The following is a 26,471-nucleotide window of genomic DNA, read 5'->3' on the forward strand; positions in this document are numbered from 1 at the left end:
CCTCTGACCAGCGCGTATCCCACGCCGACGCCCAGCCCCACACCTCTATACACACTGTGTATACACACGGTGTAGAGTCGCCCGCATGTCCATCGCGCACACCCTTCTCGGCCTCCTGGAGGCCGGCCCCCGCCATGGCTACGACCTCAAGCGCGCCTTCGACGAGCGCTTCGGCCACGACCGCCCCCTGCACTACGGCCAGGTCTACTCGACCATGTCGCGGTTGCTGAAGAACGGGCTCGTCGAGGTCGACGGCGTCGAAGCCGGCGGCGGCCCCGAACGCAAGCGGTACGCCATCACCGACGCCGGCGTCACGGACGTCGAGCAGTGGCTCGGCCGGCCCGAGAAGCCCGAGCCGTACCTCCAGTCGACGCTCTACACCAAGGTCGTCCTCGCTCTGCTGACCGGCCGCCCCGCCGACGCCATCCTCGACGCCCAGCGCGCCGAGCACCTGCGGCTGATGCGCGACCTGACCCGCCGCAAGAGCTCCGGCGACCTCGCCGACCAGCTGATATGCGACCACGCCCTGTTCCACCTGGAGGCCGACCTGCGCTGGCTGGAACTGACGGCCGCCCGGCTCGACCGGCTCTCGAAGGAGGTCCAGGCGTGATCCCCGCCGGTTCCCTCCTCGCCGCCTCCGGCCTGCGCAAGGCGTACGGGCTGACGACCGCGCTCGACGGCGCGGACTTCTCCATCCACCCCGGCGAGGTCGTCGCCGTCATGGGCCCCTCCGGCTCCGGCAAGTCCACGCTCCTCCACTGCCTCGCCGGCATCCTCCGCCCCGACGCCGGCACCGTCCGCTACGACGGCCGCGACCTGTCCGCCCTCTCGGACGCCGAGCGCAGCGCCCTGCGCCGCAGCGAGTTCGGCTTCGTCTTCCAGTTCGGCCAGCTCGTGCCCGAGCTCACCTGCCTGGAGAACGCCGCCCTCCCGCTGCGCCTGACCGGCACCAAGCGCAAGGACGCCGAGGCCACCGCGCTGCGCTGGCTGGAGCACCTGGAGGTCGCCGACGTCCGCCACCACCGGCCCGGCCAGATATCCGGCGGCCAGCAGCAGCGCGTCGCCGTCGCCCGCTCCCTGGTCACCACCCCGCGCGTGATCTTCGCCGACGAGCCCACCGGCGCCCTCGACTCCCTCAACGGCGAGCGCGTCCTGGAGCTGCTGACCAAGGCCGCGCGCGAGACCCGCGCCGCCGTCGTCCTCGTCACCCACGAGGCGCGCGTCGCCGCCTACTCCGACCGCGAGGTCGTCGTCCGCGACGGCCGGGCACGCGACATGGCGGGTGTCCATGGCGCGGCCTGAGCCCACGACGGGCCCCGACTCCCCGGGCACCGACTCCACAGGCCCCGACTCCCCGAAACCTGACCGCCCCCGCCCCACCGGCCCCACGGGCCCCGCCGCCTGGGCCCGCGACCTCGCCATGGGCGCCCGGTTCGCCGTCACCGGAGGCCGCGAGAGCCTCCTGCGCACCGCGCTCGTCGCCATCGGCGTCGGCCTCGGCGTGGCCCTGCTGGCGATCGCCGCGTCGGTGCCCCATCTGTCCGCCGCCCGGGAGCACCGCGAGAACGCGCGCTCCGTGAACGACGAGGGCAACAGCCGGAGCATCAAGGCGAGCGACCGCACCCTGCTCTACCAGGCGGTCACCACCGACTTCCACGACAAGCCCGTAGAAGGGGCCCTGCTGCGCCCCGAGGGCCCCCTGGCCCCGCTCCCGCCGGGCGTGTCGGCCATGCCCGCCCCCGGCGAGATGGTGGTCTCCCCCGCGCTGGACGACCTGCTGCGCTCCGCCGACGGCAAGCTGCTGCGCGAGCGGTTCCCCTACCGCGTCGCGGGCGTCATCGGCGAAGCGGGCGTCATGGGCCCCGACGAGCTCTTCTACTACGCGGGCAGCGACCGGATCCGGCCGGACGCGCCCCACGGGCCCGGCATCCACGACGCCACCGTGCGCATCGACCGGTTCGGCCACGAGGAGGGCGGCGACCCCGTCAGCCCGGTGCTCGTGGTGCTGATGAACATGACGTGCGTGGTGCTGCTGCTGCCGATCGGCATCTTCATCGCCACGGCCGTCCGCGCCGGCGGCGAACGCCGCGACCGGCGGCTGGCCGCGCTGCGGCTCGTGGGCACCGACATCCGCGCCACCCGGCGGATCGCCTCCGGCGAGGCGCTGTGCGGCGCCCTGCTGGGCCTGGTCGTCGGCGCGGGGGTCTTCCTCGTCCTCCGCGACTTCGCCTCCGGCATCACGATCCGGGACGTCGCGGTCTCCCCCGCCGATCTGGTCCCGTCCCCCGCCCTGGCGGCGCTGATCGCCGTCGCGGTACCGGCCGTCGCCGTCCTCGTCACCCTGATCACCCTGCGCCGCGTCACCATCGAACCGCTGGGCGTCATGCGCCACACCGCGCCCCGGCGCCGCCGCCTCTGGTGGCGCCTGCTGATCCCGGCGGCGGGCCTGGCCCTGCTGCTCCCGCTCTTCGGCGGCGTGACGATGGACCCGTACGCGGGCGACGCCAGCACCTACCAGGTGGCCGGCGGCGGCATCCTCGTCCTGGTCGGCATCGCGGCCCTGCTGCCCTGGCTGCTGGAGGCGGGTGTGGCCCGCTTCCGGGGCGGCCCGGTCTCCTGGCAACTGGCCACCCGGCGCATCGAGTCGAACCCCGGCCCGGCCGCCCGCGCGGTCGGAGGCATCACCGTGGCCATGGCCGGAGCCATCGCCATCCAGATGCTCTTCGCGGGCGTCCAGGGCGAGTTCGTCGAGGACCTGCCGACCCACTCCCAGATGATGGGCGTCTACCGGGGAAGCACACCCGCCGAGGCCCGGAGCTACACCAACAGCTTCCGCGCCACCCAGGGCGTCCGGGACGCGCTCGTCAGCGTGGAGCAGTTCGCGCACAAGAGCGACAGACCGGCGACCGGCTTCACCGGCGTGACCGTCGGCGACTGCGACACCCTGCGCCGGCTGGCCAGGCTCGACTCCTGCCGGGACGGCGACGTCTTCATCGCGGACGCGCCCGACCGCTCCGCCGAACTCCTGCCCGGAACGGCGCTGTCCATGGAGGACCGGCCCTACGAGCGCGACGGCCGCAAGCCCCGGACGTACGAGTGGACGATCCCCGCTTCCGCCAGGACCGTCCAGGCGGTCGAGGACCCGCTGGGCCGCTACCACCGCGGGGTACTCGCCACCCCGTCCACCATCGACGTCGCGGCCCTGCCCGACCCCTCGACCGAGGTGGCGATCCAGCTCGAACCGGGGAACCTCGAAGCCGTCGAACGCGTCCGCAACACGGCGGCGTCCATAGACCCGTTGATGCGGGTCCACCGCATGGGCGGTGTGCGGAAGGAGTCCAACTACGCCATGATCCAGCAGGCCCTGCTCGTCGGCACCGGCCTCCTGCTGGCGCTGATCGGCGCGGGTCTCGCGGCGACGACGCTGGAGCAACTGCGCGAGCGCAGGCGCCTGATGTCCACGCTCGCGGCCCTGGGCGCGCGGCGTACGTCCGTCGTCGGCTCGGTGCTCTGGCAGACCGCGATCCCCGTGGCCCTGGGCACGGCCCTCGCGGTGGCGGGCGGCCTGGGCCTGGGGTGGGTGATGCTCAAGGTCGTCAACGGCACGGTCCGCGACTGGCTGGGCTTCCTCCCGGTGGTGGGGGTGGGCGTAGGCATGATCGCCCTGGTGACGACCCTCTCCCTCCCGGCCGTCCACCACATGACCCGCCCGAACGGCTTGCGAACGGAGTAGAGCCAGCCAGCCGGTTTGTGGGCAGTCGTTCCGCAGGGCTGGGGGCACCTCCCAGCGGTAGCTGGGGGAGGGTGGGCACAAACCGGCCACCGGCCCGCACCCGCCCCGCAAACCTCAGCCAGTGACAACCCGTACGGGCAACCTCGCCAACTCCTTCCGCAACGCCGAGGCGAACGCCTCGAACTCCCCCTGCCGCGCCGCCCCCACCCGCATCGCCAACGCGATCCGCCGCGAAGGCGCCGGCTCCGCGAAGTACCCCGTCGCGAGCCGGTCGCTCCGCCCGGTCTCCACCCGCAACGCGGTCCGCGGCAGCAGCGTGACACCCAGCCCACCCCCCACCAACTGCACGAGCGTGGAGAGCCCGGCCGCACTGGTGGTCGTCTGGATCCCGTCCGTGCGCCCGGCCTCGTGGCACACGTCGAGCGCCTGGTCCCGCAGGCAGTGCCCCTCGTCGAGCAGCAGCAGGTCGAGTTCGCGCAGCGCCTCGCGCGGGATGTCGTGCCGCCCGGCCAGCCAGTGGTCACAGGGCGTGACGAGGACGAAGTCCTCGTCGAAGAGCGGGATCTCGCTGACGCCGGGCACCCCGAGCGGCACGGCGAGCAGCAGCAGGTCGAGCCGCCCCTGGGTGAGCCCGTCGAGCAACGACGAGGTCTGCTCCTCATGGACCTGGAGATCCAGGTCCGGATACGAGTCGTGCACCAACCGCAGAACGATCGGCAGCAGATACGGAGCAACGGTAGGGATCACCCCGAGCCGCAGCACACCCGTGAACGGCGCCCGCGCGGCATCGGCTTCCTCCATCAGCGCGCCCACCGCGTCGAGGACCGTGCGGGCACGGGCGGCCAGCCGCTCACCCGCCGGGCTGAGGAGCACCTTCCTCGTCGTACGCTCGAGAAGCTGAATGTCGAGCGTCTCCTCCAGCGCCGAGACGGCGCTGGAGAGGGCGGGCTGGCTCATCCCGATGGCCGTGGCGGCGTCCCGGAAGTGGAGATGCTCGGCGACGGCCACGAAGGCGCGCAGCTGCGCCAGGCTGGGCTGGCGGGGGCGCGCCGGAGACCCTCCGGGCCCTCGTTCCGGCCGCCCCTGGGTTATGGACGACGACATCACTGATAACCACCTCCGATCAACATCACCCAGTCTAGCTATTTCCGCTATCAATGCCTCCTGTGGCACTGTGGTTCCTGTCCAACCCGCAGGAAACCCCACGAACGGGAGGTTTCCTCGTTGCAAGGAGAGCGCGTGCTCACTGTCGGTGACAAGTTCCCCGAGTTCGACCTGACCGCCTGTGTGGACCTCGACGCGGACAAGGCCTTCGCGCAGATCGACCACAAGACCTACGAGGGCAAGTGGAAGGTCGTCTTCTTCTGGCCGAAGGACTTCACCTTCGTCTGCCCGACCGAGATCGCCGCGTTCGGCCAGCTGAACGACGAGTTCGCCGACCGTGACGCCCAGATCCTCGGCGTCTCCGGCGACTCCGAGTTCGTGCACCACGCCTGGCGCAAGGACCACAAGGACCTGCGCGACCTGCCCTTCCCGATGCTGGCCGACGCCAAGCACGAGCTGATGCAGGCCTGCGGCGTCGAGGGCGAGGACGGCTACGCCCAGCGCGCCGTCTTCATCGTGGACCCGAACAACGAGATCCAGTTCGTCATGGTGACCGCCGGTTCCGTCGGCCGTAACCCCAAGGAGGTCCTGCGGGTCCTCGACGCCCTGCAGACGGACGAGCTGTGCCCCTGCAACTGGAACAAGGGCGAGGACACCCTCGACGCCGTCAAGCTCCTCTCGGGCGAGTGAGCTGATCTCCCATGGCCCTCGATGAGCTGAAGTCCGCCATACCGGACTACGCCAAGGACCTGAAGCTGAACCTCGGCTCGGTCATCGGCAACTCCGACCTGCCGCAGCAGCAGCTGTGGGGCACCGTCCTCTCCTGCGCGATCGCGACCCGTTCGCCGATCGTCCTGCGCGAGCTGGAGCCCCAGGCCAAGGAGAACCTCTCCCCGGAGGCGTACACCGCCGCCAAGGCCGCTGCCGCGATCATGGCGATGAACAACGTCTACTACCGCACCCGGCACCTGCTGTCGGACCCGGAGTACGGCAACCTGCGCGCGGGCCTGCGGATGAACGTCATCGGCAACCCGGGCGTGGAGAAGGTCGACTTCGAGCTGTGGTCCCTGGCCGTCTCCGCCATCAACGGCTGCGGCATGTGCCTCGACTCCCACGAGCAGGTGCTGCGCAAGGCCGGTGTGAGCCGTGAGGTGATCCAGGAAGCGTTCAAGATCGCCTCGGTCCTCCAGGCCGTCGGCGCCACGCTGGACGCCGAGGCCGTGCTGAACGGCTGAGCCTTCGCTCCACACGGAACGGGCCCCCGACCGACCGGTCGGGGGCCCGTTCCGTCATGTGCGGCGACGCCGTCAGGAGGAGACCTCCGGTGGGGTCTCCTCCTTCGCGTACGCCCGTAGGTATCCGACGACCGTATTGGTCACCGCCACCAGCGGCACCGCGACGACCGCGCCGCCGATGCCCGCGGTCATCGAGCCCGCGGCGACGGCGAGGACCACGGCCAGCGGGTGGACGCGCACGGCGCGGCCGAGGATGAAGGGCTGGAGGACGTGGCCCTCGATCTGCTGCACCGCGAGGACCACGACGAGCACCATCGCCGCCGTGAAGACGTCCCGGGTGACGAGCGCCACGACGACCGCCAGGGCGCCGGAGACGACGGCGCCGACCAGCGGGATGAAGGCGAACAGGAAGATGAAGACGGCCAGCGGCACGTACATGGGCACCTTGAGGAAGTAGAGCCCTATGCCGATGAAGATCGCGTCGATCAGGGCCACTATCACCGTGCCGCGCACATAGGCCGTCAGCGTCGCCCAGGCGCGCGGGCCCGCGCCCGCGACGCCCTCGCGGGCGGCCTCGGGCACCAGCTTGAGGAGCCACTGCCAGATGCGGGGGCCGTCGTAGAGCAGGAAGAGCGTGCTGAACATCGCGAGCAGGATGCCCGTGAGCACCTCGATGATGACCTGCACGCCCTCTATGCCGGCGGAGGTGATGTCCTTGGTGCTGGTGCCGATGGCCTCGCTGAGCTTGTCGGCGATGTTGTTGATCTGGCCCTGGGTGACGTGGAAGGGGCTGTTGAGCAGCCAGCGCTTGAGCTCGGTGATGCCGTGCTGGACCTGCTTGGACAGGTCGTCGAGGTTCTCCGTCACCTGCCAGACCACGAACCAGCCGACCAGGCCCATGACCACGAAGCCGGACAGGAAGGTCAGGGCCGTGGCGAGCCCGCGCGGCACACCGCGCCGCTTGAGCAGGGCCACGGTGGGCTGGAGCAGGGCGGTGATCAGTAGTCCGGCGACGAAGGCCAGCACCACCAGCCGCACCGCGCTGATCACCCGCATCAGCACCCACAGGGTGCCCGCGAGTACCAGCAGCCGCCAGCCGACCTCGGCCGCGACCCGGACGCCCCAGGGGACGGCGGCGACGGGATCGGGGCGCGCGCCGGGCGCGGCCCGGTCCACCGGGACGGACGGCGGCACGGCTCCGGCACCGGATCCCGTCGCGGGATCGGGCACGGGACCGGATGCCGGTCCCGCCGGGCCGGCCGGGGCGGCCCCCGGCGCGGAGGGCGAGGCGGCGGACGGGGGGACGGGCGTGGCGGCGGACGCGGCGGGCGCGGGCACCGGCGTGGCTACGGCCCCGGACGCGGCCCCGGGCGTCGAGCCGGCCGCGGGCTCCGCCTCGGCGGTCGCCTTGCGGGCCTCGAGCCGTTCGCCGAGCCGTACCAGACCGGAGCCCAGCCCGCCCAGCCATTGTGGCAATCTGGACATTTTTCTTCCTCTACCCCCACTCCCCCGTGGCCATACCCGTCGACGTTACCTGGCCGGTGGGACAACGAAGCCCCCGACCTTCGCAGGTCGGGGGCTTCCGCTGGTCAAGAGGTGGCGGCGGGGCCTAGTACCACTGGTTGGCCTGCCAGAACGACCAGGCGCCACAAGGGCTGCCGTAGCGCTCGTTCATGTAGCTGAGGCCCCACTTGATCTGGGTGGCCGGGTTGGTGCGCCAGTCGGCGCCCGCGGACTCCATCTTGGTGCCGGGCAGCGCCTGGACGAGACCGTAGGCACCGGAGGAGGCGTTGGTGGCGGTGTAGTCCCAGGTGCTCTCGTTGTTCACGATGTTGCTGAAGCACTGGAACTGATCGCCCGGGACCATCTGCCGGGCCATCGCCTGGACCTCGGCGACGGAGTAGGAGCCCTTGACCGCGAAGGACGAGGCATCGCGGGTGGCGGAGCGGCTGGAGACCTGCTCCTTCTCCTCGCGCTCCTTGGCCTTCTTCTCGGCCTCTTCCTTCTCCTTGGCCTCGGCCGCTTCCTTCTTCGCCGTGGCGTCCTCGGCGGCCTGCTTGCGCGCGGCCTCCTCGACGTCCTTCTTCGCGGCGTCGTCGGCGGCCTGGGACTGCGTCTCCGCCTGCTGCGTGAGGGAAGCGGTCTGCGCCTGGACGTTCTGTCCCGAGGGGATGGCGGCGAGAAGCGTCGTGTCCGCTGCGGTGGCCTCGACGTGATCCGTCGTGCCCTGATCGTTGCCCGCTGCGACACCGACGACGGCGCCCACGGTGGTGACCGCGGTGGCGGATGCCACGGCGAATCCCCGGACAGAAATCCGGCTCACACGTTTTCCTTCCAGCATCGCCCGCATAGGTGACCTCGCGGACGCGACGTGCCCCTGGCGCGGGCCTCCGTCAGCACCGGTCCCGATGGGGACCGGCCGGTCACTGGAGGCACTGACCCGGTGGGCCCTCCTTGCGGAGGTCCGCGAATGCTCGGGCGGCATACGGCGACGCTGTTCAGTTGTCCGTTCCGCATCGCCCCCGGAGGGGCTCAAGTGCCGTATGCGGGGCCTGACAGGAAGCAGACTCTGCCTGAACGCCGCACTCCGAGGCAATTCTTGGTCACGTGGGAAAGCTCACACCCTGTTTATCCCTGCGGCTTTGCGGAAACAGCGGCGGCACACGACGGCGCGCGGCTAAGCTCCTCGGCTTCGCCGCGCGCCCGCCGGGACGGAGCCGGTCAGATACGACCGTCCTCCAGCAATTCGGTCACCAGCGCCGCGATGGGCGAACGCTCCGACCGCGTCAGGGTCACGTGCGAGAAGAGGGGATGCCCCTTGAGCTTCTCGACCACGGCGACCACGCCGTCGTAGCGCCCGACGCGGAGGTTGTCGCGCTGGGCCACGTCATGGGTGAGCACCACCCGGGAGTTGGCCCCGATCCGCGACAGGACCGTGAGCAGCACGTTCCGCTCCAGCGACTGGGCCTCGTCGACGATGACGAAGGCGTCGTGCAGCGAGCGGCCGCGGATGTGGGTGAGCGGGAGGACCTCCAGCATGCCCCGCCCCACGACCTCCTCGATCACCTCGGTGGTCGTCACGGCCGAGAGGGTGTCGAAGACCGCCTGGGCCCAGGGGCTCATCTTCTCGGCCTCGCTGCCGGGCAGGTACCCCAACTCCTGCCCGCCCACCGCGTACAGCGGCCGGAAGACCATCACCTTGCGGTGCTGGCGGCGCTCCAGCACCGCCTCCAGGCCCGCGCACAGCGCCAGCGCCGACTTGCCCGTGCCCGCGCGGCCGCCCATGGAGACGATCCCGATGTCCGGGTCCAGCAGCATGTCCAGGGCCACCCGCTGCTCGGCGCTGCGGCCGTGGATGCCGAACGCCTCCCGGTCGCCGCGCACCAGCCGCACCTCGCCGTCCGCCGTGACCCTGCCGAGCGCCTTGCCGCGCGCGGACTGGAGCACCAGTCCGGTGTGCACGGGCAGTTCGGCGGCCTCGGGGACGTACACGCGCTCGGCGGTGAAGAGTTCGTCCACCTGCTCGGCGGTGACGGTGAGCTCGGCCATCCCCGTCCAGCCGGAGTCGGTGATGGCGAGCTCGGCGCGGTACTCCTCGGCCAGCAGTCCGACCGCGGACGCCTTGATGCGCAGCGGCAGGTCCTTGGAGACGACGGTGACGTCGTACCCCTCGGCCTGGAGGTTGCGGGCGACCGCGAGGATGCGCGAGTCGTTGTCACCGAGGCGGAAGCCGGCGGGCAGTATGCCCGGATCCGAGTGGTTGAGCTCCACCCTGATCGTGCCGCCGAGGTCGCCGGTCGGGATCGGCGAGTCGAGCCGGCCGTACCGCACGCGGTACTCGTCGAGCAGGCGCAGCGCCTTGCGGGCGAAGTAGCCGAGCTCGGGGTGGTGCCTCTTGGCCTCCAACTCCGTGACCACCACGACGGGCAGCACGACCTCGTGCTCCTCGAAGCGGGACACGGCTCCTGGGTCGGCCAGCAGGACGCTGGTGTCGAGGACATAGGTGCGCCGGTCGCCATCACGGCGCTTCTTGCTGTTCACCACGGGTGGACGAACCCCCTCGTGCTTCAGGTAAGGGCGCACCGCCGTTGCGAGAAACGGTGGCGCGGGAGATGGGCCGGGGCCTGGCCCTCCAGGGTCGCCGGTCGTCATCCGGCCCACCGTCCTTGCCGCGCGGGCGCTCCGGCCCGCTCGGTCCGCACGGTCGTCGTCCTGGTGCAAAGGGCCTCCCGGGCGGGCGGCCCCGTGCCGCCCACTGGCAGAGCGACGGTCGCGGTTCCGACCGTCGGCCTGCTGGGGATATTCCCGCTGTACCGCGTGAGCATGCAACGGCATATGCGTCGCGCAGGTGAACGATTGATCCGCCGTTACCCGTACGCCAGTTCGCCAGGCGTGGGAGCGGGCGTTCCGTCAGCACCCGTAGCCGGGCCCGTACGCGGGCCCCTCGGATCAGCCGCCGTAGCGGCGGTGGCGCGCGGCGTAGTCGCGGAGCGCGCGGAGGAAGTCGACCTTGCGGAAGGCCGGCCAGAAGACCTCGCAGAAGTAGTACTCGGAGTGGGCGCTCTGCCAGAGCATGAAGCCGGACAGCCGCTGCTCGCCGCTGGTGCGGATGATGAGGTCCGGGTCGGGCTGGCCGCGCGTGTAGAGGTGCTTGGTGATGGCGTCGATGTCGACGGTCTCGGCCAGCTCCTCGTGGGAGACGCCGTTCTCCGCGGCTTCCAGGACCAGGGAGCGGACCGCGTCCGCGATCTCCTGCCGGCCGCCGTAGCCGACCGCGACATTGACCAGTATGCCCTCGCGGTCGATCGTGTCCTGCTCGGCCTCCTTCAGGACCGACTGGGTCCGGGCCGGGAGGAGGTCGAGGGTGCCCACGTGGTGGACGCGCCAGCGGCCGTCCGCGGCCAGGCCGCGCACCGTGTTCTCGATGATGCCGAGCAGCGGGTTGAGCTCCTCGGCCGGACGGTCCAGGTTGTCCGTGGAGAGCATCCACAGCGTGACGACCTCGACGTCGGTCTCCGCGCACCAGCCGAGCAGCTCGGAGATCTTGTCCGCGCCCGCCTGGTGGCCCTGCTCGGTGGTCCGGCCGTCCGCGCGCGCCCAGCGGCGGTTGCCGTCGAGGATGACACCGATGTGCTTGGGCACCTGGGCGTGGTCGAGGCGGCCCTCCACCCGGCGTGCGTAAAGCCTGTACACCAGGTCGCGCAACTTCACTCTTCCTGCCCCTCCATGCCACGGCGGTCGCCCCGAGGGCGCCACACTACTGCCAGCGTGTCGCGAGGACCCAACTCGGCCTGTCACAGGACCGTGATAGTCAGATGCACATGACCGATTCCTCGCTCTACCGCGCGGCCGAAACACGCTACGACTCCATGGAGTACCGGCGTACGGGCCGCAGCGGGCTGAAGCTGCCTGCCATCTCCTTGGGACTGTGGCACAACTTCGGTGACGACCGCACCCTCGACTCGCAGCGGGCCATTCTGCGCCGGGCCTTCGACCTGGGCGTCACCCACTTCGACCTGGCCAACAACTACGGGCCGCCGCCCGGTTCGGCCGAGCTCAACTTCGGGAAGCTCTTCGCCCAGGATTTCCGGCCCTACCGGGACGAAATCATCATCTCCACCAAGGCCGGCTATCTGATGCACCCCGGCCCGTACGGCGAATGGGGCTCGCGGAAGTACCTGCTGTCGTCACTCGACGCGTCGTTGCGCCGGATGGGTGTCGATTACGTCGACATCTTCTATTCGCACCGTTTCGACCCGCACACCCCGCTCGAGGAGACGATGGGCGCCCTGGCGTCGGCCGTCCGGCAGGGCAAGGCGCTGTACGCGGGCATCTCCTCGTACAACTCCCAGCAGACCCGTGAGGCCGCCCGGCTGCTGCGCGAGATGGGCGTGCCCGCGCTGATCCACCAGCCGTCCTACTCGATGATCAACCGCTGGACGGAGGACGACGCGCTGCTCGACACCCTGGAGGACGAGGGCATGGGCTGCATCGCCTTCGCACCCCTCGCCCAGGGCCTGCTCACGGACAAGTACCTGCTCGGCGTCCCGGAGGGCTCCCGTGCCTCCCAGGGCAAGTCGCTCGACCCGGCGCTGCTCACGGAGGACGTGGTGCGCCGGCTGAGCGGCCTGAACGAGATCGCGGCCCGGCGGGGGCAGTCCCTGGCCCAGCTGGCGCTGACCTGGGTGCTGCGGGACGAGCGGATGACCTCGGCGCTCATCGGCGCGTCCAGCGTGGCGCAGCTGGAGGCCAATATCGCCGCGCTGGGCGCCGCCCCGCTGGACAAGGCGGAACTGGCCGAAATCGATGCCCTGGCGGTCAGCACGGAGGGCGTGAACATCTGGGCCCGCCGGGGAGATTCCTAGTTCGTCAGCGGCCGGAATCCCGGTCCGCGTCCTCTTCGGGATACCCGGCGATGGTTGGCCAGGCCATGATCATCGCATTGGCGTGGCACAACTCGACACGGAGAGTGACGAGGGGGAAAGAAAACGGGCCGGTCCGTGGGGGGGATACGGACCGGCCCGAGGGGGGGTTTCCACCATAACCGGTCCGAGGCCCTCCTTGCTGCATCGGCGGGGGTGACAATGCGTGGCGTGCTGACTTGCGGCCAAGAAGTTGATCTTGTGCGGGCCGTTTTGCGGAGCCGGGCCGAGCCTCCTCGAACCCTTCATTGCTGGGCTGAAGGCGCAGAACCGGCCATCCGGTCGCTATCCGGAATCCGGCCCACCGCTCCGCTGAAAATGTCTTGCAAAGTCATCATCGGCTTGACGTGATTCCGCATTCCGGACGTCATTCACATCACGGCGAAGTCACGAGGACATCACGCGGGCCTCTCGACGGGCTCCCCGGCCGTCCTCCGCCATCCTCATCGGCTTGATGAGGACGTCGGGAACGAGGGTGAGGGCGCCGACCGCCGCCAAACCGGCTCCGAGCCACAGCGGCGCGCGAAGGCCGAAATCGGCTATCGCCAGTCCACCGATCGACGAGCCGATGAGGACCCCGAAGGTGATGAAGGACGAGTGGACGGTGTTGACCAGCGGCCGGGCATTGCCGACCCGCTGCACACGCGTCACCATCGCGGGATTCATGGTCACGCCAACGAGTCCGACACCCATCATGAACACCACCGTCGGCGCCTTGAGATGGGCCAGCAGTGCGAATCCCGTGAGAAAGAACAGGTTAAGGACTAGACCAAAGAGCAGGACGGCCACGGCGTGGCGATCGGCGAGCCGCCCCACGATGTTGTTGCCGATCACGGTCGCGGCCCCATAGCCGATAAGCAGCAGCGGGACGGTACCGCCGCCGAAACCCGTCACCTCGGTGAGGATCGGGTGGAAATACGAGAACGCGCAGAACGTCGCGCCGATGACGCAGGTGCTGGTGGAGAGGGCACGCCAGAGCCGGCGATTCCGGAAGACGCCCATCTCCTCGCGCAGGCTTCCGCCACCCCCGGCGTGCGGCGCGTCCGGCACCCCGGCGAGCGTGCACAGCGCCGCGACGGCGGCGAGGCCCGTGATGACCCAGAAGGCGGCGCGCCAGCCCAGCCGCTCCCCGATCACCGTGGACACCGGCAGCCCCAGCAGCGTGCCCAGCATCAGCCCGTTCATCAGCACGGCCACCGCCCGGCCCCGGGCCTCGGGACGGGTCAGCTGGGCGCAGAGCGAGACGGCCGTGCCGAAGAAGGCCTGCGAGGCCATGCCGGTGACCACCCGCGCCACCAGCATGACCCCGTAGCCGGGTGCCGTGGCGGCCAGCACGTTGCCGAGCAGGAAGACCACGAAGAGCACGGCCAGCGCCCGCTTGGGCCGCAGCCTCAGCACGGCGACGGCCAGGAAGGGCCCGCCGAGGGACATGGCGGCCGCGAACGCGGTGATGAGGTAGCCGATCTGCGGAACGGTCGCGTCCAGCCCGGCGGCCATCTGCGGCATCAGTCCGGCGACGACGAATTCGCTGGTCACCATGGCGAAGACGCCTAGGGCCAGGACGTATACGGCTCGGGGCATGGGAGTTCCCTGGTCTGGTTCGGTTCGGTCGAGTTTTTGTATCGATCAGTTCAAAACGCGGGTATGCGTGAGTGCGCGTGGATGGAGACGGTGGATGGGGACGAAGGAAGGCGATCCGGGGTCAGATCGCGTCGAGGGCGGTACGGGCGACGGCGCGCAGCGCCGCCTCGCCCGCACCGGCGCGGGCCGCGACGCGGATGCCGCTGACGGTCGCGGTCACGAAGTGCGCGAGCGCGCTCGCGTCCTTGGCCCGGTCGATGTCGCCGGCTCGCCGCCCGGCCTCAAGGGCCGCGGTGAGCGCGTCGTGGCGCCGGGCGTAGTCACGCTCCAGCTCGTGCGCCACCTCGGGGTCGCGCGAGGCGAGTTCGACGGCGGTGTTGACGTAGAGACAGCCCCGGCCGTCGTCCTCGGCGCCGGTCTCCTCGGCGATGACGCTGTCCAGCAGGGCGCGGACCTTCTCGCGGGCGGGAACGTCCTCCTCCAGGAGCGCGGCCAGTTGCTCGCTCCTGCGCCGCATGTACAGCGCGAGGGCGCGCCGGAAGAGGTCGCGCTTGCTGTGGAAGGTGTTGTAGACGCTGCTGCGGCCCAGACCGGTGGCCTCGCAGAGGTCCTGGGTCGAGGTCGCCTCGTACCCGGCGGTCCAGAACGCCTCCAGCGCGGCGTCGACCGCCCGCTCCTCGTCGAACTTCCTCGGTCGGGCCATGGGGCGACCGTAACAGCTTTTGGATCAGTCGGTCCAATACTGGTGCGCCCGCTAGACGACCTGGAAGTCGCCCATCATGGCCATGTCCTCGTGTTCGAGGTTGTGACAGTGCAGCATGTAGCGGCCTCTGTAGCCGGCGAACCGTGCGAGAACCTCCACCACCTCGTACGGGCGGACGTCCACGGTGTCCTTCCAGCCGGCGTCCGCGGCGGCCGGTGGCCTGCCGCCCCGGGCGACGACCTGGAACTGGGCGAGGTGGACATGCACGGGGTGGTGGAAATCGCTGCTGAAACGCCACCGCTCCACACTGCCCAGGCGCGGGGACGCCAGCACGGCGCCGGTGCGGAACGGCCGACCGTTGATGGTCCACATCTGCCGGTCCTCGCCGCCCCCGCCGGTGTGGGTCCGGCGGAAGTCGAAGACCCGCACCGGCATCGCCGCGCTCGGCGAGAGCCTCTCGAAGGAGGCGGCGAGCCGGGCCGGGACGCGGCTGTCGTCCCGTTCCCCGCGCCGCCCCCGGCGCACGACGTGGAACCTCATGACGTCGCGCATGCCGCCCTCGGCCGCGGTGTTGCGGAGGGTGATCCGGCTGCCGAGGGGAAAGCCTGCGAAGTCGACGACGGCGTCGCAGCGTTCGCCCGGCGCCATGTCGATCGCGGCGAGTGACTGGGGCGCGGCCAGCAGCCCACCATCGCTGCCGATCTGGACGAACCGGCCGCCGGGTCTGCCTCCTTCGGCTTCGAGGCGGAGCCGGTAGCGGCGGGCGTTGGAGGCGTTGAGGAAACGGAAGCGGTAGCGGGTGGCGGACACCTCCAGGACGGGCCAGGGCGCGCCGTTGACGAGCTGGACGTCGCCGAGCACCCCGTCGGGAAAGGCGTCGTGACCGTGCCCGGGGGCGGGGGCGCTTGTGGGGGCGGGGGCGGGATGGCGAAAGGAACCGTCCTCCTCGAAGGAGCGGTCGCACAGCATCAGCGGGACGTCGCGGTCACCGCCAGGCAGCGGGAGCCTCGCTTCTTCCTCGTCGCCGATGAGGAAGAAGCCGGCCAGGCCGCGCCAGACCTGCGGGGCGCTGAAGTCCATGCGGTGGTCGTGGTACCAGAGCGTCGCGGCCCGCTGCGGCAGCGGGTACTCGTAGGTGCGGTAGCCGATGGATACCCGGCCGTCATGCTCGTCCCCCATGCCGTCGTCCCCCATGCCGTCGTGCGCCTGGCTCGGACCGCCGGGTGAGCAACGGGCGGGCAGGAGCAGGTCGGTGGGGTAGCCGTCGGACTCCGGCGGGGTGACGCCGCCGTGCAGGTGCGTCACGGTCGGGACGGCGAGGCCGTTGCGCACCCGGAGCACGGTCCTGCGCCCCGAGCGGGCGACGAAGGTCGGGCCGGGGAAGATCCCGTCGTACCCCCACACCGTGGTCTTCCGGCCCGGCAGGATCTCCACGCGGCCCTCGCGCTGCTCGACCTCGTAGACGTCGGCTCCGCCCTCGCCGCGTACCGGCCGGGCGACCGGCGGAACCGGCAGCGGGACGCCGAACGGCTCGGGCAACGGCCCCTCGCTCGCCAGCACCCGGCCCGTCGACGCCCCGGCCAGGCGGGCCCAGCCCGCCGCGCCCACGGTCATCGCCGCGCCGACCCCGGCCGTCAGGCCGAGGAACCCGCGCCGGCTGCTCGGTCTGCCCAGGCGTCTCATCCGGCCATCTCCAAGGGCTGGCCCGCCTGTTGCGCGACGCGGGTGCTGGTGCTGATGCTGATTCGGTTGGTGAACGCCCAGCAGGCCAAGGCCGTGGCACAGCCGAAGATGGCCATCCCCAGCGGTATGTGGCCCGCGAGCACGCGGGCCTCGCCGAGCCCCCGCTGCGCGCTCACCAACGCCACCAGCACCACGCTCGCCACCACGGGCCAGTGTGGACCGCGCAGGCGCCGCCACACCAGCAACGCCGCCATCGCCTCCAGGACGGTCAAGGCGCTCAGCACGCCGGCGTTGGCGGCGTGCCAGGCCAGGAGGTCGAGATCCCCGGTGACGAAGAGACCGGCCAGTGCGGCCTGCGCGAGCGTGTCCAGCAGCACGAGCACGGCCGTGGCGCGCAGCAGCCGCAAGGGCCAGCGACGCTCGTATCCCGTCCGCGCGTTCACCGGGCGTCGTTCCGGGTCTGCTCGTACGCCTGGAAGCCGTCCTCGACGCCCAGGAAGATCTCGCCGAAGGTGAGGTAGCCCTCGGCGATGACCGGTGTGTCGCGCAGGGCCTCGATCAGGAAGTAGTACGCGCCCAGGTCCTCGGTCTCCAGCACGACGAAGTCCGAGAAACGGCCGCTGAACGCCTCGGCGTCGAAGAACCGGGCCCGGACGCGGTCGGCGTAGGCGGCGAAGGCCGGCTCCAGATGCGCCTCGCGCATCGCGTTGCGCTGCTCGCGCGACAGCGCCAGCCACCGCTCGGTGACGGTGTAGGTGAGGACGATGCCGTACTTCATGGGACTCCCCCGACAAGCAATTGCTAACGGTGTTAACTTTCGAGGGAAAGGTAAAGTGATAGGCGTTAACTTTGTCAAGGGAAGCGTCGAGGGAAGGCGGGCCGAGCCCCATGTCCAGCACCACGGGAGCCCGTACCGGCCGCAAGCACCGCGTTCGCGAGGAGGCGCTGGCGGAGATCCTGCGCACGGGGCGGCGACTGCTGGTCGAGGAAGGGCCGGGGGCCGTCACGCTGCGGGCCATCGCCCGCGAGATGGGCATGACCGCACCCGGCCTGTACCGCTACTACGCGGGCCACCGTGACCTGATCCAGGCCCTGGCCTCGTCCCTCTACGACGAGCTGGCCACCGCGCTCGCCGAGGCCCGCGACCGCCACCCGGCCGGCGAGCCCGGACGACGGCTGCGCGAGGTGTGCCGCGAACTGCGCCGCTGGGCGCTGGACCACCCCCGCGAGTTCGGCCTGCTGTTCGCCAAGCCGGACGCCGACGCCGACACCACGCCCGGCACCGCCGCCCACGACTCCAGCTGGCGCTTCGGCGGCGTCGTCCTCGACCTGATGGTCCAGCTGTGGCGGAACGGCGGCGTCCAGCCGCCGCCCACCACCCTGGACCCCGCCTGGGCGGCCCAACTCGAGGAGGTCCGCGAACACCTCTCCGGCGAACCCGTGCCCCTGGACGGCATCTACGTCTTCGTCGCCTGCTGGGCCCGTCTGTACGGAGCAGTCGCCGTGGAAGCCTTCGGCCACCTCGACTTCGCCCTCACCGACCCCGAACCCCTCTTCGAGCACACCCTCGACGACATCCTGACCGCACTGGGCGCCACCCCCGACGCCAACCACCGCTGAGAACCGCTGCCAGAACGCTGTGACCGGGATGGTCCACCGTGATCGGAAGGCGGCTCGCGGGACGAGCGCACGCGCAACGGCTGGTAATACTGGGGCATGCAGGAAGAGACGGCACGCTCCGCGATCGACACGTTCATCTCCGCGTTCAACGCCTCGGACGACAGCTATGTGACTGCCCTGCTCTCCCAGGCCCTGACCTCGGACGTGGTCTTCTGGGGGCCGTTGGGCCGCAGCGAAGGAATCGCGGCGGTCGAGCGGTTCGTGCTGGACATCCGGCGCCACCCGGCGGGGACCGGCACGATGGTGCGCTGCTCGGCGGTGGACATGCCTGACGAGTGGGCCCGGTACCAGTGGGTCTTCACCACGCCGAACGGAGGCCCCCGCCTGGCGGGAACGGACGTCGTCCACCTGCGGCGGAGCCTCATCGACCAGGTCATCGTCTTCGCGGGGGAGATCGAGCCGTCCGCCTCCTGAGTCGTCCTTCCGCTGTCCTTCTCGCGGACTTGTCCCTTTCGCCCCCTCCCCCTCCCCCTCCCCCACCCCTCGCCCCTCGCCCCTCGTTCAGCCCTTGGCTCGTAGGGCGCCTGCCAGGACGCCGGCCCAGGCGCCCGCGATCAGGAACGGGCCCAGGGGTATGGACGCGCCTCGGGGTACGCGGCGGGTGATGCGCAGGACGTTGCCGTAGCAGGAGGCGAGGAGCAGACCTGCCAGAGCGCCCTGGAGCAGGGGCCACCAGCCGTACCAGCCGAGGGCGCAGCCCAGGCCCGCGGCGAGTTTCACGTCGCCGAAGCCCATGCCGCTCGGGTGGAGGAGGAACAGCACGAGATAGCCGCCGCCCAGCGCCAGCCCGCCCAGGAGGGCATGGGGCCAGGAGCCCGCCGCGCCCGGTATCAGCGAGGCCGCTCCGAGCAGGAGCGCCACCCCCGCCGCCAGTGGCAGGGTCAGGACGTCCGGCAGGCGGTGCACCTGCCGGTCGACACCCGCCAGCACCACCCCCAAGGGCACCGCGAGCAGCCATACGGCCAGCTCGGGCCGTATCCCGACCGCCGCCGCGAGCCCCCCGCACACCACGGCCGTCATGACCGCCGGCCACCACGGCGGCGCCGGCGCGCCCGGCCCGTACCTCTCTCCGCACACGCCGCAGCGTGCCGCGCCCACCCAGCCGCCGACGGCATGCCCGCACGGGGCCGTGGATCTCCACCCCTCCCCCGGCTCCACGGCCAGCCGGAACCGCGCGCGCCGTGTCAACACCCCGGCGAGGGCGCCATACACAGCGGCAACGGCGATCAACACAACGTCCATGCCCCGAGGTTACGTACGTTCGCCGATTCTCGCCGGGGCCTGTGGATAACCTTGGCGCATGGCCCGCCACCAGGACGGTTCCGCTCAACTCCACGTCGTTTCCAGCGGGATGATCACACCGCTGGAGATCGCCGCCTCCTACCGGGCCCGGACGCGCGGCCTCCTCGGCCGCGATTCCCTCACGGGCGCCCTCCTGCTGACCCCCGCCTCCGGCGTCCACACCTGGCGCATGCGCTTCCCCATCGACGTCGCGTATCTCGACCGGCACTTCACCGTGCTCACCGTCCGCACCATGCGACCCGGGCGCCTCGGGCTCCCCCGGATCAGGGCCCGTCACGTCCTGGAAAGCGCGGCGGGCGCGATGGCGGAGTGGGGCGTGGCGCCCGGCGTGCGCGTCGAGATCCTCCCGTCCGGCTGACCCCCGCCCGCCACGGCCCCTCCCCGCCCCACGTCTGCGCCGGGCACGGAGCGGGTAGTACGGATTTATCCGGCACGTCCCTTCTGCGCGCCCCTCCTGTACGCGCGTCTCACGAGGAGCCAGCCACCATGAGCGCCACGTCCCCCGGCCCTGACGCCCTCCTGCGGATCGCCTCCGGCTTCATGACCGCGAAGGTCCTGCTCACCGCCAGTTCCCTCGGTCTCTTCTCGGAGCTGGCCGAGCGCCCGCTCACCGGCGACGAACTACGCGCCCGCCTCACCCTTCACCCGCGTTCCGCGCACGACTTCCTCGACACCCTCGTCGCCCTCGGCCTCCTGGAGCGCACCGACGGCACATACGCCAACACCCCCGCCACCGCCCGCTACCTTGTCCGCGGCGAACCCACCTACCTCGGCGGATTCCTGGAGATGACCGATGCCAGGATGTACGGGCTCTGGGGCCGGCTCGAAGCGGCGCTGCGCACGGGCGAGCCGCAGAACGAGATCGAGTCCGGCGACGAGGACATCTACGCCACCCTCTATGCCGACCCCGATCGCCTCGCCGCCTTCCAGCAGGCCATGACGGGGCTGTCCATGGGGTCCATCCTCGCCCTGGTCGACGCGATCGACTGGTCCCCCTACCGCACGGTCGCGGACATCGGCTGCGCCGAGGGCTTCCTGCTGACCAGGCTGCTCCGCCGCCACCCACACCTCCGGGGCACCGGCTTCGACCTGTCCGCCGTCGCGCCCGGCTTCCAGCAGCGGCTCGCGGAGTCCGGTCTCACAGACCGGCTCGCCTTCCGCGCCGGCGATTTCTTCACCGAACCGCTGCCACAAGCGGACGTGCTCATCTTCGGCCACATCCTCAGCAACTGGGACCTCCCCACATGCCGGACGCTGCTGCGCAAGGCCCACGAGGCGCTGCCGGACGGCGGACTCGTCGTCATCTACGAGACGCTTCTCGACGACGACCGCCGGGAGAACGTCGACGGTCTGCTCATGAGCCTCACCATGCTCCTGGAGACCCCCGGCGGCTTCGAGTACACCGGCGCCGACTGCCGGGGCTGGCTGGCCGACGCCGGATTCCGCGAGAGCCATGTGCGGCACCTGGCCGGGCCCGAGTCGATGGTGATCGGCAGGAAATGACCCTCGGCGTCCCCGTCCAAGCCGTCATCCGGACCGCCCCCCTGGCCCCCCGGCCGTCACCCGTCACGCCTACGCGCCAGCAGTGCCCACGCCCCCAACCCCAGCAGCAACGTCGTCCCCGTGCCGATCCCCACATAGCCGATCGTCCGCAGCCACTCCTTGCGCGGCCCGGTCCCGGCCGAGGCCACCAGTTCCCCTCCCACGCCGCCGCCCTCGCCGCCCGGGTGGCCGCCGCTCCCCTGCGACCGTCCGACACCCTGGTCGGCCTTGCGCGCGCCCGCGACGTCCACCCGCAATGTGACCGGCACGCCCGCCCCACGCGATCCCTGCCGCACCTTCGGGCTCAGGCTCACCTGGAGGTAGTACCAGCCCGCGAAACGCATGCCCCGCACGGCCTCACCACCGCCACCAGCACCACCGCCGTACGCCGCCGGGGGCGTGGCCAGCGAGACGGTGGCCGGTTTGCCCTGGTAGCCGGTGGTCTTGTTCATGACGAAGCCGCGCGCGGCGTTGTTCAGCCCCAGCCGTACGCCGCCGATCACCATCGGAACCCCCTTGTCCGACCCGCCGAACTCCGCGTCCGCGAAGAGCTGTTCGCCCGCGTCGACCGATACGCGGTAGAACCGCGTGTCCCCGGGCCTGAGCTCGTCGCGCCAGATCCCCGGGCGCAGTTCGGCGGCGTCGTTGAAACCCGTGCCGCCCGTGACGCCCTCCGCCGCGCCCTGCGGCGGTTTCGGCGGCGCCTGCGAGCTCCACGCCCCCGGCGCCGACAACGTATCGGCGGATTCCGTGCGTTGCGGCGGCTCCGCCACGTACTTCAGCTCGATCGGTACGGCCGAGGCGTCCCCGCCCAGCGCGTCCCCCCGCTCCACGACAAACCGGTACGAACCCGGCGCCCCGCACGCCGCGCCCGGCTTCACCACGCGTTCCGCGTAGTCCGCGACGGGGTACGCGCCCCCGACCGACAGGAACGACCGGTGCCGCACCGTCCCGCACTGCGTACCGTCCGGCGCCTGTAACGACACGTCGATCCCGTCCCGCAACCCCATCGCACTCCCGGCCTTCGGAACCGCCACCGCCGACACGTACGCGCTCGACTGAGCGTCCAATTCGACCGTGTAGTACTTCGTTTCCTTCGGCTTGATGCTGTCGGTGTACGTACTCGCGCCCGCCTTCAGCTCAGGACCGCGATCAGCGCTGTTTTCAGCCCCCTGCACGGCAGTCGCCCCCGACGCCATCCGGTACGCCGCCGGCTCATCCGCCGCCCCGGCCGCCTCCGCCTTACCCGCAGCCCCGACGAGCACTCCGAACGCCGTCGCCACCACGACGAGCCCGCCCCTCATGTCCCGCCTCCCTCACCGCTCCCCGCTCGGGCGGCCCCATCCTGCCCTGCCATCCCGCATACGCGCGACCGCTCCAACTCGTATACGGTGAACGATCAGTTCCGGCCAAACGTGTGGCTGGATTGATCCGTATCTCTCGGTAAGGAAACCTATGCGTCGTCGCATATCCGCACTTGTCCTGACCGCCGTCATGGCCGGCACCGGTGCCGCTCTCGTCACCGCCCCCACCGCCCAGGCCGCCGCCATCACCTGCGACGTGGCGAAGCTCCACCGCGACGCCGACGTCCTGAAGCAGAAGGCCGCCCGCCAGAAGCGCGCGGGCCAGCGCGAGGCCGCCCGCCGCACCCTCGCCCAGGCCGACGCCCTCCAGCGCCGCGCCGCCCAGTGCGACGCCTCGGACCGCAACGCGTCGCACCACTTCTGACGGGTTGCCGGCCAGGGCCGAACCACCGCGTCGCGGTGAACCGACCCTGAACGTGCGGCACCTTCTGTCAGCAGAGCGCCGCCGCGTAGTCGGCTGCCCCTTGGCGCGGGAGGTTCACCCATACCCGGGTGCCCTCCCGCGCCGGGGCCGGGCGGATCACCCCCCAGCTCCCCTTGCACTCGTGCACCACGCACGCGAGGAGATAGAGCATCTTGCTGCGGCGCGCCGCACACTTCGCGGAACCGTCCGGATCCACGTGCCGCGTGTGCGGATCCCACACGACGATCCTCACCCCTTCCTGCTGCCAGCCGACGGACAGGTACAGGACCTGTCCCGGCTCGAACAGCGCCGCGCACGCGACGAGTTCGCCGGTTGCCTGGAGGGCCGGTGGCAGCAGGTCCGCCAGCCCGTGCGCGGCGAGCGCGTTGTGCACGCTCGTGCGGGCCACCGAGACCGCGTGCGGTTCGCCCGGGATGGCGTAGCTGTACGCGAGCGATTCCGGGGAGCGGGTGGTGAGGGTGGTGAGTGAGAGGTGGTCGGAGGGGTCGGTTGCGCTTGGGGTGACGGATGGGCAAATGCTTGCGGATGGCATGGCGACGACTCCCGTGTGGGTGGTCTGAACTTGCGGAGTTCGCACGCGCGCTGCGGTGTACGCCGGTGGCTTGTCTCCCTGACGCGGGCACGCCCCTCCCAGGGACGGAGAGTTCGGGCATGCCCACGTGATGCGCTTCCGGCTACGCGCCTGGCGTTGGCGGTGCGCAGTTGAAGGTACGCGGCACTGTGACACGTTGCCACGATGGGAGTGGCTATTGCCTCGATCGAGTGAAGCCGGGACTTCTGTGTACGGCTGCCGCCCTGCCCGCTGTAGGAATTGGGCTATGCCGCCCAGAAAGACACCCACAGAACGCCAGAAGCGCCTTGGGGCCGAACTGCGCAGGATGCGCCTTGCCGCCGGCCGCTCCACCGACTACGCCGCCGGACTGCTCGGCGTCGACCGCACGAAGATCTCCAACATCGAGTCCGCCGTGCGCGTCATCACCCCTGAACGCGTCCGCACGCTTGCTTGCCACTACGCCTGCTCCGACCAGGCCTATATCGACGCACTCGCCGACATGGCTGCAGATCGCAAGCGCGGTTGGTGGGAGCACTTTCGTGGCACATTGCCCGCTGGGATGTTGGACATTGCCGAGTTGGAGTGGCACGCCGAACGGGTACGGACTTCACAGGTCATGCATCTCCCCGGACTGCTGCAGACTGAGGACTACGCCCGCTCGATCTTCGGGTCCGTGCTGCCGCCCATGCCCCGACTGGAGGTCGAACTCCTCGTGGCACATCGCATGCAACGACAACAGGTATTCGAGCGGGATCAGCCGCTGGACTACATCGGGTACATCCATGAGGCAGCGCTGCGCATGCAATTCGGTGGCAGGAAGGTGACCCGCGAGCAACTCAACCACCTGCTGCTCGCGTCCGAGCGCGACCGCACCGTGCTGCGTGTGATCCCAGTGGAAACCGGTGCGTTCCCCGGAGCAGGTCACGCCATGCTGTACGCAGAGGGCCCGGTTCCAGCGCTCGACACCGTCCAGCTGGACTCGGCAGGTGGACCACTCTTCGTTGACGCGGAGTCGGAGCTCGCCAGGTACCGCTCGCACTTGGACTGGATGCAGCAATCTGCGCTCGATGCTTCCCGCTCCCGCGACTTCATTCACCGCATCGCGTGCGATCTCTGAAGGGGCAAGCCATGAGCCACATCACCTGGGAAGAACCGTTCTGCGGCGCGGGCAACAACTGCTTCCGAATAGGCACCGACGGCGAGGGCCGGGCCTACATCGCCGTCGCCGGTGCCGAAGACCACTACCTCACCGACACCCACGAAGCGCTCCGCGCCCTCATCCGCGACATCAAGGCCGGCAAGGCCGACCACCTCCTCTGAGGAGCGCGCCCTCATGCCCGACATCCGCTGGGGAGCCCCGTTCTGCGGCGAAGGCAGCGCCTGCTTCCGCGTCGGTACAGACAGCGCCGGCCACGCGTACATCGCCGTCGCCGGTGCTGAAAACGTCTACCTCACCGGCACCCACGAAGCGCTCCGCGCCCTGATCCGCGACATCAAGGCGGGCAAGGCCGACCACCTCCTCCAGGCTCCGGGACCGCCGGGCGATGCCCGGAAACCGACCGGGCGCGGCCGCCGGGGGGCGGCGCGCCGCAAGGTGGTCGCCCGGTAGGCGATCTCTTGCCCGGGCCAGGCGGAGGTTGCTACCGCCGCGCCGGCGCGAGAGGCGCGTGATCGTGGGGCAGGCATGCCCTTGTCCGGACCGCGCGTCAGCAGAGCGGTGCCTGTCCGAGGTCGCCGGGGTTCTCGGCAACACCAGGTCCGTCGACTGGGCGGACGACTTCCCCGCCGAAGGCGACCGCGTCGTCGCCAGCCTCTTCGAGCAGTACCCCGACTGACAGCGGTCTGGTGGTGGGCTCGATCGGACTGTTCTGGCCGCCCAGCGAGGGAGCCCTCGAAATCGGGTACGGCATCGTGGGTTCCCGGCACGGGTGGGGTTATGCCCCAAGGCCACGCGAGCCCTCACCGAGTTCGCTCTCACCGCCCCCGGCGTCCACACGGTGTTCGCCGACGTGGAGCCGGCCAACCCGGCCTCCGTCCGCGTCCTGGAGAAGGCCGGCTTCCGGCGACGGGCCGCCGACGAGGGCGAGGACACGGCCCGTTTCACGATCACGAAGCCGGGGCACCACGAACGGTGATCAAGTAGGAGGCGTCGGCCAGGGCTACGGGATACGCCCCTGGTCCTAGGCCCAAAAGGCGAGCCGGCCCCGTCGATATACAGAGGCGCGGACCGCGCTCCACCGCCTACCGTCGAGCCGTACGGAACGTTGAACCCGAAAGGGATGGACATGACGCAGGCCGACTCCGGACGCGGGTGGCACGGTGATCAGCTGGACCTGGACGCCTACCTGGCCCGTATCGGGTACGAGGGGGAGCGGGCGCCGACGCTGAAGGTGCTGCGGGGGCTGCAGCGGGCGCACGTCACGTCGATCCCGTTCGAGAACGTCAACGCCGTGCTGGGCGTGCCCGTGCTGCTGGACCTCGAGTCCGTGCAGGACAAGCTGGTGCGCGGCCGGCGCGGAGGCTACTGCTTCGAGCACGTCGTGCTGTTCGCCGCCGCGCTCGAACGGCTCGGGTTCACGTTCACCGGGCTGATAGGCCGGGTGACGATGGGTGCGCGGAAGGTGCTGCCGGCCACGCACGCCCTGCTGGCGGTCACGGCCGTGGACGACGACCGGCTGTGGCTGTGCGATGTGGGATTCGGCGCCGGGCCGCTGGAGCCGGTCGAGATCGCCGACGGCGTGGAGGCCGACCTCGACGGCTGGCGGTTCCGGATGGAGCGGCGGGACGGCACGTTCGGCATCGACGACTGGTGGCTCCACCAGTACCGGGCGGACGGCTGGGAGGACCGGCACACCTTCACACTGCGACCCGCGTACACGATCGACTACGTGGTGGCCAGCCACTACGTCGGCACGCACGCGCGCTCGCCGTTCGTGAAGCGCCTGTTCGCCCAGAAGTTCAGCTCCACAGAGCACCACCGGCTCGACGCCACGACGTGGACCACGTTCAGCCCCGACGGTTCGCCGACCGAGCGGAAGGTCGAACCGGACGAGCTGGGGCAGGTGCTGGAGGAGACGTTCGGGATCGTGCTCGGCGCGGAGGAGCTCGCACGGCTGTGCGAGGAAGGGCTCGACTCGGACTGACC

27 protein-coding genes and 2 pseudogenes are annotated in these 26,471 nt (G+C 70.8%); 16 read left to right on the forward strand and 13 right to left on the reverse strand.

Annotated elements, in window-relative coordinates:
- Positions 1–85: 85 nt before the first annotated feature.
- The 3 genes from IE096_RS13525 to IE096_RS13535 are packed head-to-tail and all read left to right on the forward strand — an operon-like array spanning position 86 to position 3,733.
- Positions 86–610, forward strand: a complete 525-nt coding sequence (locus tag IE096_RS13525; RefSeq protein WP_189451661.1) for a PadR family transcriptional regulator — start codon at positions 86–88, stop codon at positions 608–610.
- Positions 607–1,302 (forward strand): ABC transporter ATP-binding protein, encoded by a 696-nt coding sequence (locus tag IE096_RS13530; protein WP_229820142.1) that lies wholly within the window; start codon positions 607–609, stop codon positions 1,300–1,302. Before IE096_RS13525 ends, IE096_RS13530 begins: the two co-directional genes overlap by 4 nt.
- Complete coding sequence (locus IE096_RS13535) at positions 1,289–3,733, forward strand: ABC transporter permease (protein WP_229820143.1); 2,445 nt, start codon at positions 1,289–1,291, stop codon at positions 3,731–3,733. The genes IE096_RS13530 and IE096_RS13535 overlap by 14 nt, the downstream gene beginning before the upstream one ends.
- Before the next feature lie 114 nt (positions 3,734–3,847).
- On the opposite strand, the gene IE096_RS13540 is transcribed toward IE096_RS13535, so the two are convergent.
- On the reverse strand, positions 3,848–4,837 hold the full coding sequence (locus IE096_RS13540; RefSeq protein WP_189451663.1) for a LysR substrate-binding domain-containing protein: 990 nt from the start codon (positions 4,835–4,837) through the stop codon (positions 3,848–3,850).
- Between the two features lie 135 nt (positions 4,838–4,972).
- On the opposite strand from IE096_RS13540, the gene IE096_RS13545 reads away from it, so the two are divergent.
- The gene (locus IE096_RS13545) at positions 4,973–5,527 is read left to right on the forward strand and encodes a peroxiredoxin (protein WP_189451664.1); all 555 of its coding nucleotides are present in this window, start codon (positions 4,973–4,975) and stop codon (positions 5,525–5,527) included.
- Between the two features lie 11 nt (positions 5,528–5,538).
- Entirely contained in the window at positions 5,539–6,072 is a 534-nt protein-coding gene (locus tag IE096_RS13550) for an alkyl hydroperoxide reductase (RefSeq protein WP_126915797.1), read from the forward strand.
- 72 nt (positions 6,073–6,144) lie between these two features.
- Here the strand turns inward: IE096_RS13550 and IE096_RS13555 are convergent, their stop codons facing one another.
- The 4 genes from IE096_RS13555 to IE096_RS13570 all read right to left on the reverse strand — a co-directional run bounded on the left by IE096_RS13555 (position 6,145) and on the right by IE096_RS13570 (position 11,283).
- Positions 6,145–7,557, reverse strand: coding sequence for an AI-2E family transporter (locus IE096_RS13555; RefSeq protein WP_189451665.1), 1,413 nt, complete (start codon positions 7,555–7,557; stop codon positions 6,145–6,147).
- A 124-nt stretch (positions 7,558–7,681) separates the two neighbouring features.
- The gene (locus IE096_RS13560; protein ID WP_455678543.1) at positions 7,682–8,395 is read right to left on the reverse strand and encodes an aggregation-promoting factor C-terminal-like domain-containing protein; all 714 of its coding nucleotides are present in this window, start codon (positions 8,393–8,395) and stop codon (positions 7,682–7,684) included.
- A gap of 398 nt (positions 8,396–8,793) precedes the next feature.
- Positions 8,794–10,116 carry an RNA 5'-3' helicase PhoH2 gene (gene phoH2, locus IE096_RS13565; protein ID WP_189451667.1) on the reverse strand — a complete coding sequence of 441 codons (1,323 nt, stop codon included), beginning with the start codon at positions 10,114–10,116 and terminating at the stop codon, positions 8,794–8,796.
- A 405-nt stretch (positions 10,117–10,521) separates the two neighbouring features.
- Positions 10,522–11,283: an isoprenyl transferase gene (locus tag IE096_RS13570; RefSeq protein WP_189451668.1), complete on the reverse strand. Its 762-nt coding sequence runs from the start codon at positions 11,281–11,283 to the stop codon at positions 10,522–10,524.
- A 110-nt stretch (positions 11,284–11,393) separates the two neighbouring features.
- On the opposite strand from IE096_RS13570, the gene mgrA reads away from it, so the two are divergent.
- Positions 11,394–12,437 carry an L-glyceraldehyde 3-phosphate reductase gene (gene mgrA, locus IE096_RS13575; RefSeq protein ID WP_189451669.1) on the forward strand — a complete coding sequence of 348 codons (1,044 nt, stop codon included), beginning with the start codon at positions 11,394–11,396 and terminating at the stop codon, positions 12,435–12,437.
- Between the two features lie 444 nt (positions 12,438–12,881).
- Here mgrA and IE096_RS13580 read toward each other — a convergent pair whose 3' ends face one another.
- The 5 genes from IE096_RS13580 to IE096_RS13600 form a co-directional block, all read right to left on the reverse strand.
- Positions 12,882–14,075, reverse strand: coding sequence for an MFS transporter (locus IE096_RS13580; RefSeq protein WP_189451670.1), 1,194 nt, complete (start codon positions 14,073–14,075; stop codon positions 12,882–12,884).
- Between the two features lie 121 nt (positions 14,076–14,196).
- Complete coding sequence (locus tag IE096_RS13585; RefSeq protein ID WP_189451671.1) at positions 14,197–14,778, reverse strand: TetR/AcrR family transcriptional regulator; 582 nt, start codon at positions 14,776–14,778, stop codon at positions 14,197–14,199.
- Between the two features lie 51 nt (positions 14,779–14,829).
- Complete coding sequence (locus tag IE096_RS13590) at positions 14,830–16,461, reverse strand: multicopper oxidase family protein (protein WP_189451672.1); 1,632 nt, start codon at positions 16,459–16,461, stop codon at positions 14,830–14,832.
- Positions 16,458–16,904, reverse strand: coding sequence for a hypothetical protein (locus IE096_RS13595; protein ID WP_189451673.1), 447 nt, complete (start codon positions 16,902–16,904; stop codon positions 16,458–16,460). The genes IE096_RS13590 and IE096_RS13595 overlap by 4 nt, the downstream gene beginning before the upstream one ends.
- The gene (locus tag IE096_RS13600; RefSeq protein WP_189451674.1) at positions 16,901–17,239 is read right to left on the reverse strand and encodes a darcynin family protein; all 339 of its coding nucleotides are present in this window, start codon (positions 17,237–17,239) and stop codon (positions 16,901–16,903) included. Before IE096_RS13600 ends, IE096_RS13595 begins: the two co-directional genes overlap by 4 nt.
- 110 nt (positions 17,240–17,349) lie before the next feature.
- Between IE096_RS13600 and IE096_RS13605 the strand changes: the two genes are divergently transcribed.
- Positions 17,350–18,081 carry a TetR/AcrR family transcriptional regulator gene (locus IE096_RS13605; RefSeq protein ID WP_189451675.1) on the forward strand — a complete coding sequence of 244 codons (732 nt, stop codon included), beginning with the start codon at positions 17,350–17,352 and terminating at the stop codon, positions 18,079–18,081.
- A gap of 96 nt (positions 18,082–18,177) precedes the next feature.
- On the forward strand, positions 18,178–18,555 hold the full coding sequence (locus tag IE096_RS13610) for a nuclear transport factor 2 family protein (RefSeq protein WP_189451676.1): 378 nt from the start codon (positions 18,178–18,180) through the stop codon (positions 18,553–18,555).
- Between the two features lie 87 nt (positions 18,556–18,642).
- Here the strand turns inward: IE096_RS13610 and IE096_RS13615 are convergent, their stop codons facing one another.
- Positions 18,643–19,161 carry a prepilin peptidase gene (locus IE096_RS13615; RefSeq protein WP_308430343.1) on the reverse strand — a complete coding sequence of 173 codons (519 nt, stop codon included), beginning with the start codon at positions 19,159–19,161 and terminating at the stop codon, positions 18,643–18,645.
- A 280-nt stretch (positions 19,162–19,441) separates the two neighbouring features.
- Between IE096_RS13615 and IE096_RS13620 the strand changes: the two genes are divergently transcribed.
- Together IE096_RS13620 and IE096_RS13625 are read left to right on the forward strand one after the other, a co-directional pair.
- Positions 19,442–19,801 carry a DUF192 domain-containing protein gene (locus tag IE096_RS13620; RefSeq protein ID WP_189451678.1) on the forward strand — a complete coding sequence of 120 codons (360 nt, stop codon included), beginning with the start codon at positions 19,442–19,444 and terminating at the stop codon, positions 19,799–19,801.
- 128 nt (positions 19,802–19,929) lie between these two features.
- Positions 19,930–20,946 (forward strand): methyltransferase, encoded by a 1,017-nt coding sequence (locus tag IE096_RS13625; protein ID WP_189451679.1) that lies wholly within the window; start codon positions 19,930–19,932, stop codon positions 20,944–20,946.
- A 56-nt stretch (positions 20,947–21,002) separates the two neighbouring features.
- On the opposite strand, the gene IE096_RS13630 is transcribed toward IE096_RS13625, so the two are convergent.
- Positions 21,003–22,289 carry a hypothetical protein gene (locus IE096_RS13630; RefSeq protein ID WP_189451680.1) on the reverse strand — a complete coding sequence of 429 codons (1,287 nt, stop codon included), beginning with the start codon at positions 22,287–22,289 and terminating at the stop codon, positions 21,003–21,005.
- A 151-nt stretch (positions 22,290–22,440) separates the two neighbouring features.
- Between IE096_RS13630 and IE096_RS13635 the strand changes: the two genes are divergently transcribed.
- On the forward strand, positions 22,441–22,713 hold the full coding sequence (locus tag IE096_RS13635; RefSeq protein WP_189451681.1) for a hypothetical protein: 273 nt from the start codon (positions 22,441–22,443) through the stop codon (positions 22,711–22,713).
- Between the two features lie 67 nt (positions 22,714–22,780).
- Here IE096_RS13635 and IE096_RS13640 read toward each other — a convergent pair whose 3' ends face one another.
- On the reverse strand, positions 22,781–23,305 hold the full coding sequence (locus IE096_RS13640) for an ATP-binding protein (RefSeq protein ID WP_189451682.1): 525 nt from the start codon (positions 23,303–23,305) through the stop codon (positions 22,781–22,783).
- Between the two features lie 286 nt (positions 23,306–23,591).
- Between IE096_RS13640 and IE096_RS13645 the strand changes: the two genes are divergently transcribed.
- The 5 genes and pseudogenes from IE096_RS13645 (at position 23,592) to IE096_RS13665 (ending at position 26,469) form a co-directional block, all read left to right on the forward strand.
- Positions 23,592–24,443 (forward strand): helix-turn-helix domain-containing protein, encoded by an 852-nt coding sequence (locus tag IE096_RS13645; protein WP_189451683.1) that lies wholly within the window; start codon positions 23,592–23,594, stop codon positions 24,441–24,443.
- An 11-nt stretch (positions 24,444–24,454) separates the two neighbouring features.
- Positions 24,455–24,646, forward strand: coding sequence for a hypothetical protein (locus IE096_RS13650; protein ID WP_189451684.1), 192 nt, complete (start codon positions 24,455–24,457; stop codon positions 24,644–24,646).
- Positions 24,647–24,659: 13 nt separating this feature from the next.
- Positions 24,660–24,848, forward strand: a pseudogene (locus IE096_RS13655) (hypothetical protein); the annotation flags it as partial.
- 148 nt (positions 24,849–24,996) lie between these two features.
- Positions 24,997–25,461 (forward strand): annotated as a pseudogene (locus tag IE096_RS13660) (GNAT family N-acetyltransferase).
- 144 nt (positions 25,462–25,605) lie between these two features.
- Positions 25,606–26,469: an arylamine N-acetyltransferase family protein gene (locus IE096_RS13665; RefSeq protein WP_373298106.1), complete on the forward strand. Its 864-nt coding sequence runs from the start codon at positions 25,606–25,608 to the stop codon at positions 26,467–26,469.
- The last annotated feature ends 2 nt before the right edge of the window (positions 26,470–26,471 follow it).

It is taken from the genome of Streptomyces abikoensis, assembly GCF_014648775.1.
Classification (GTDB): domain Bacteria; phylum Actinomycetota; class Actinomycetes; order Streptomycetales; family Streptomycetaceae; genus Streptomyces; species Streptomyces abikoensis.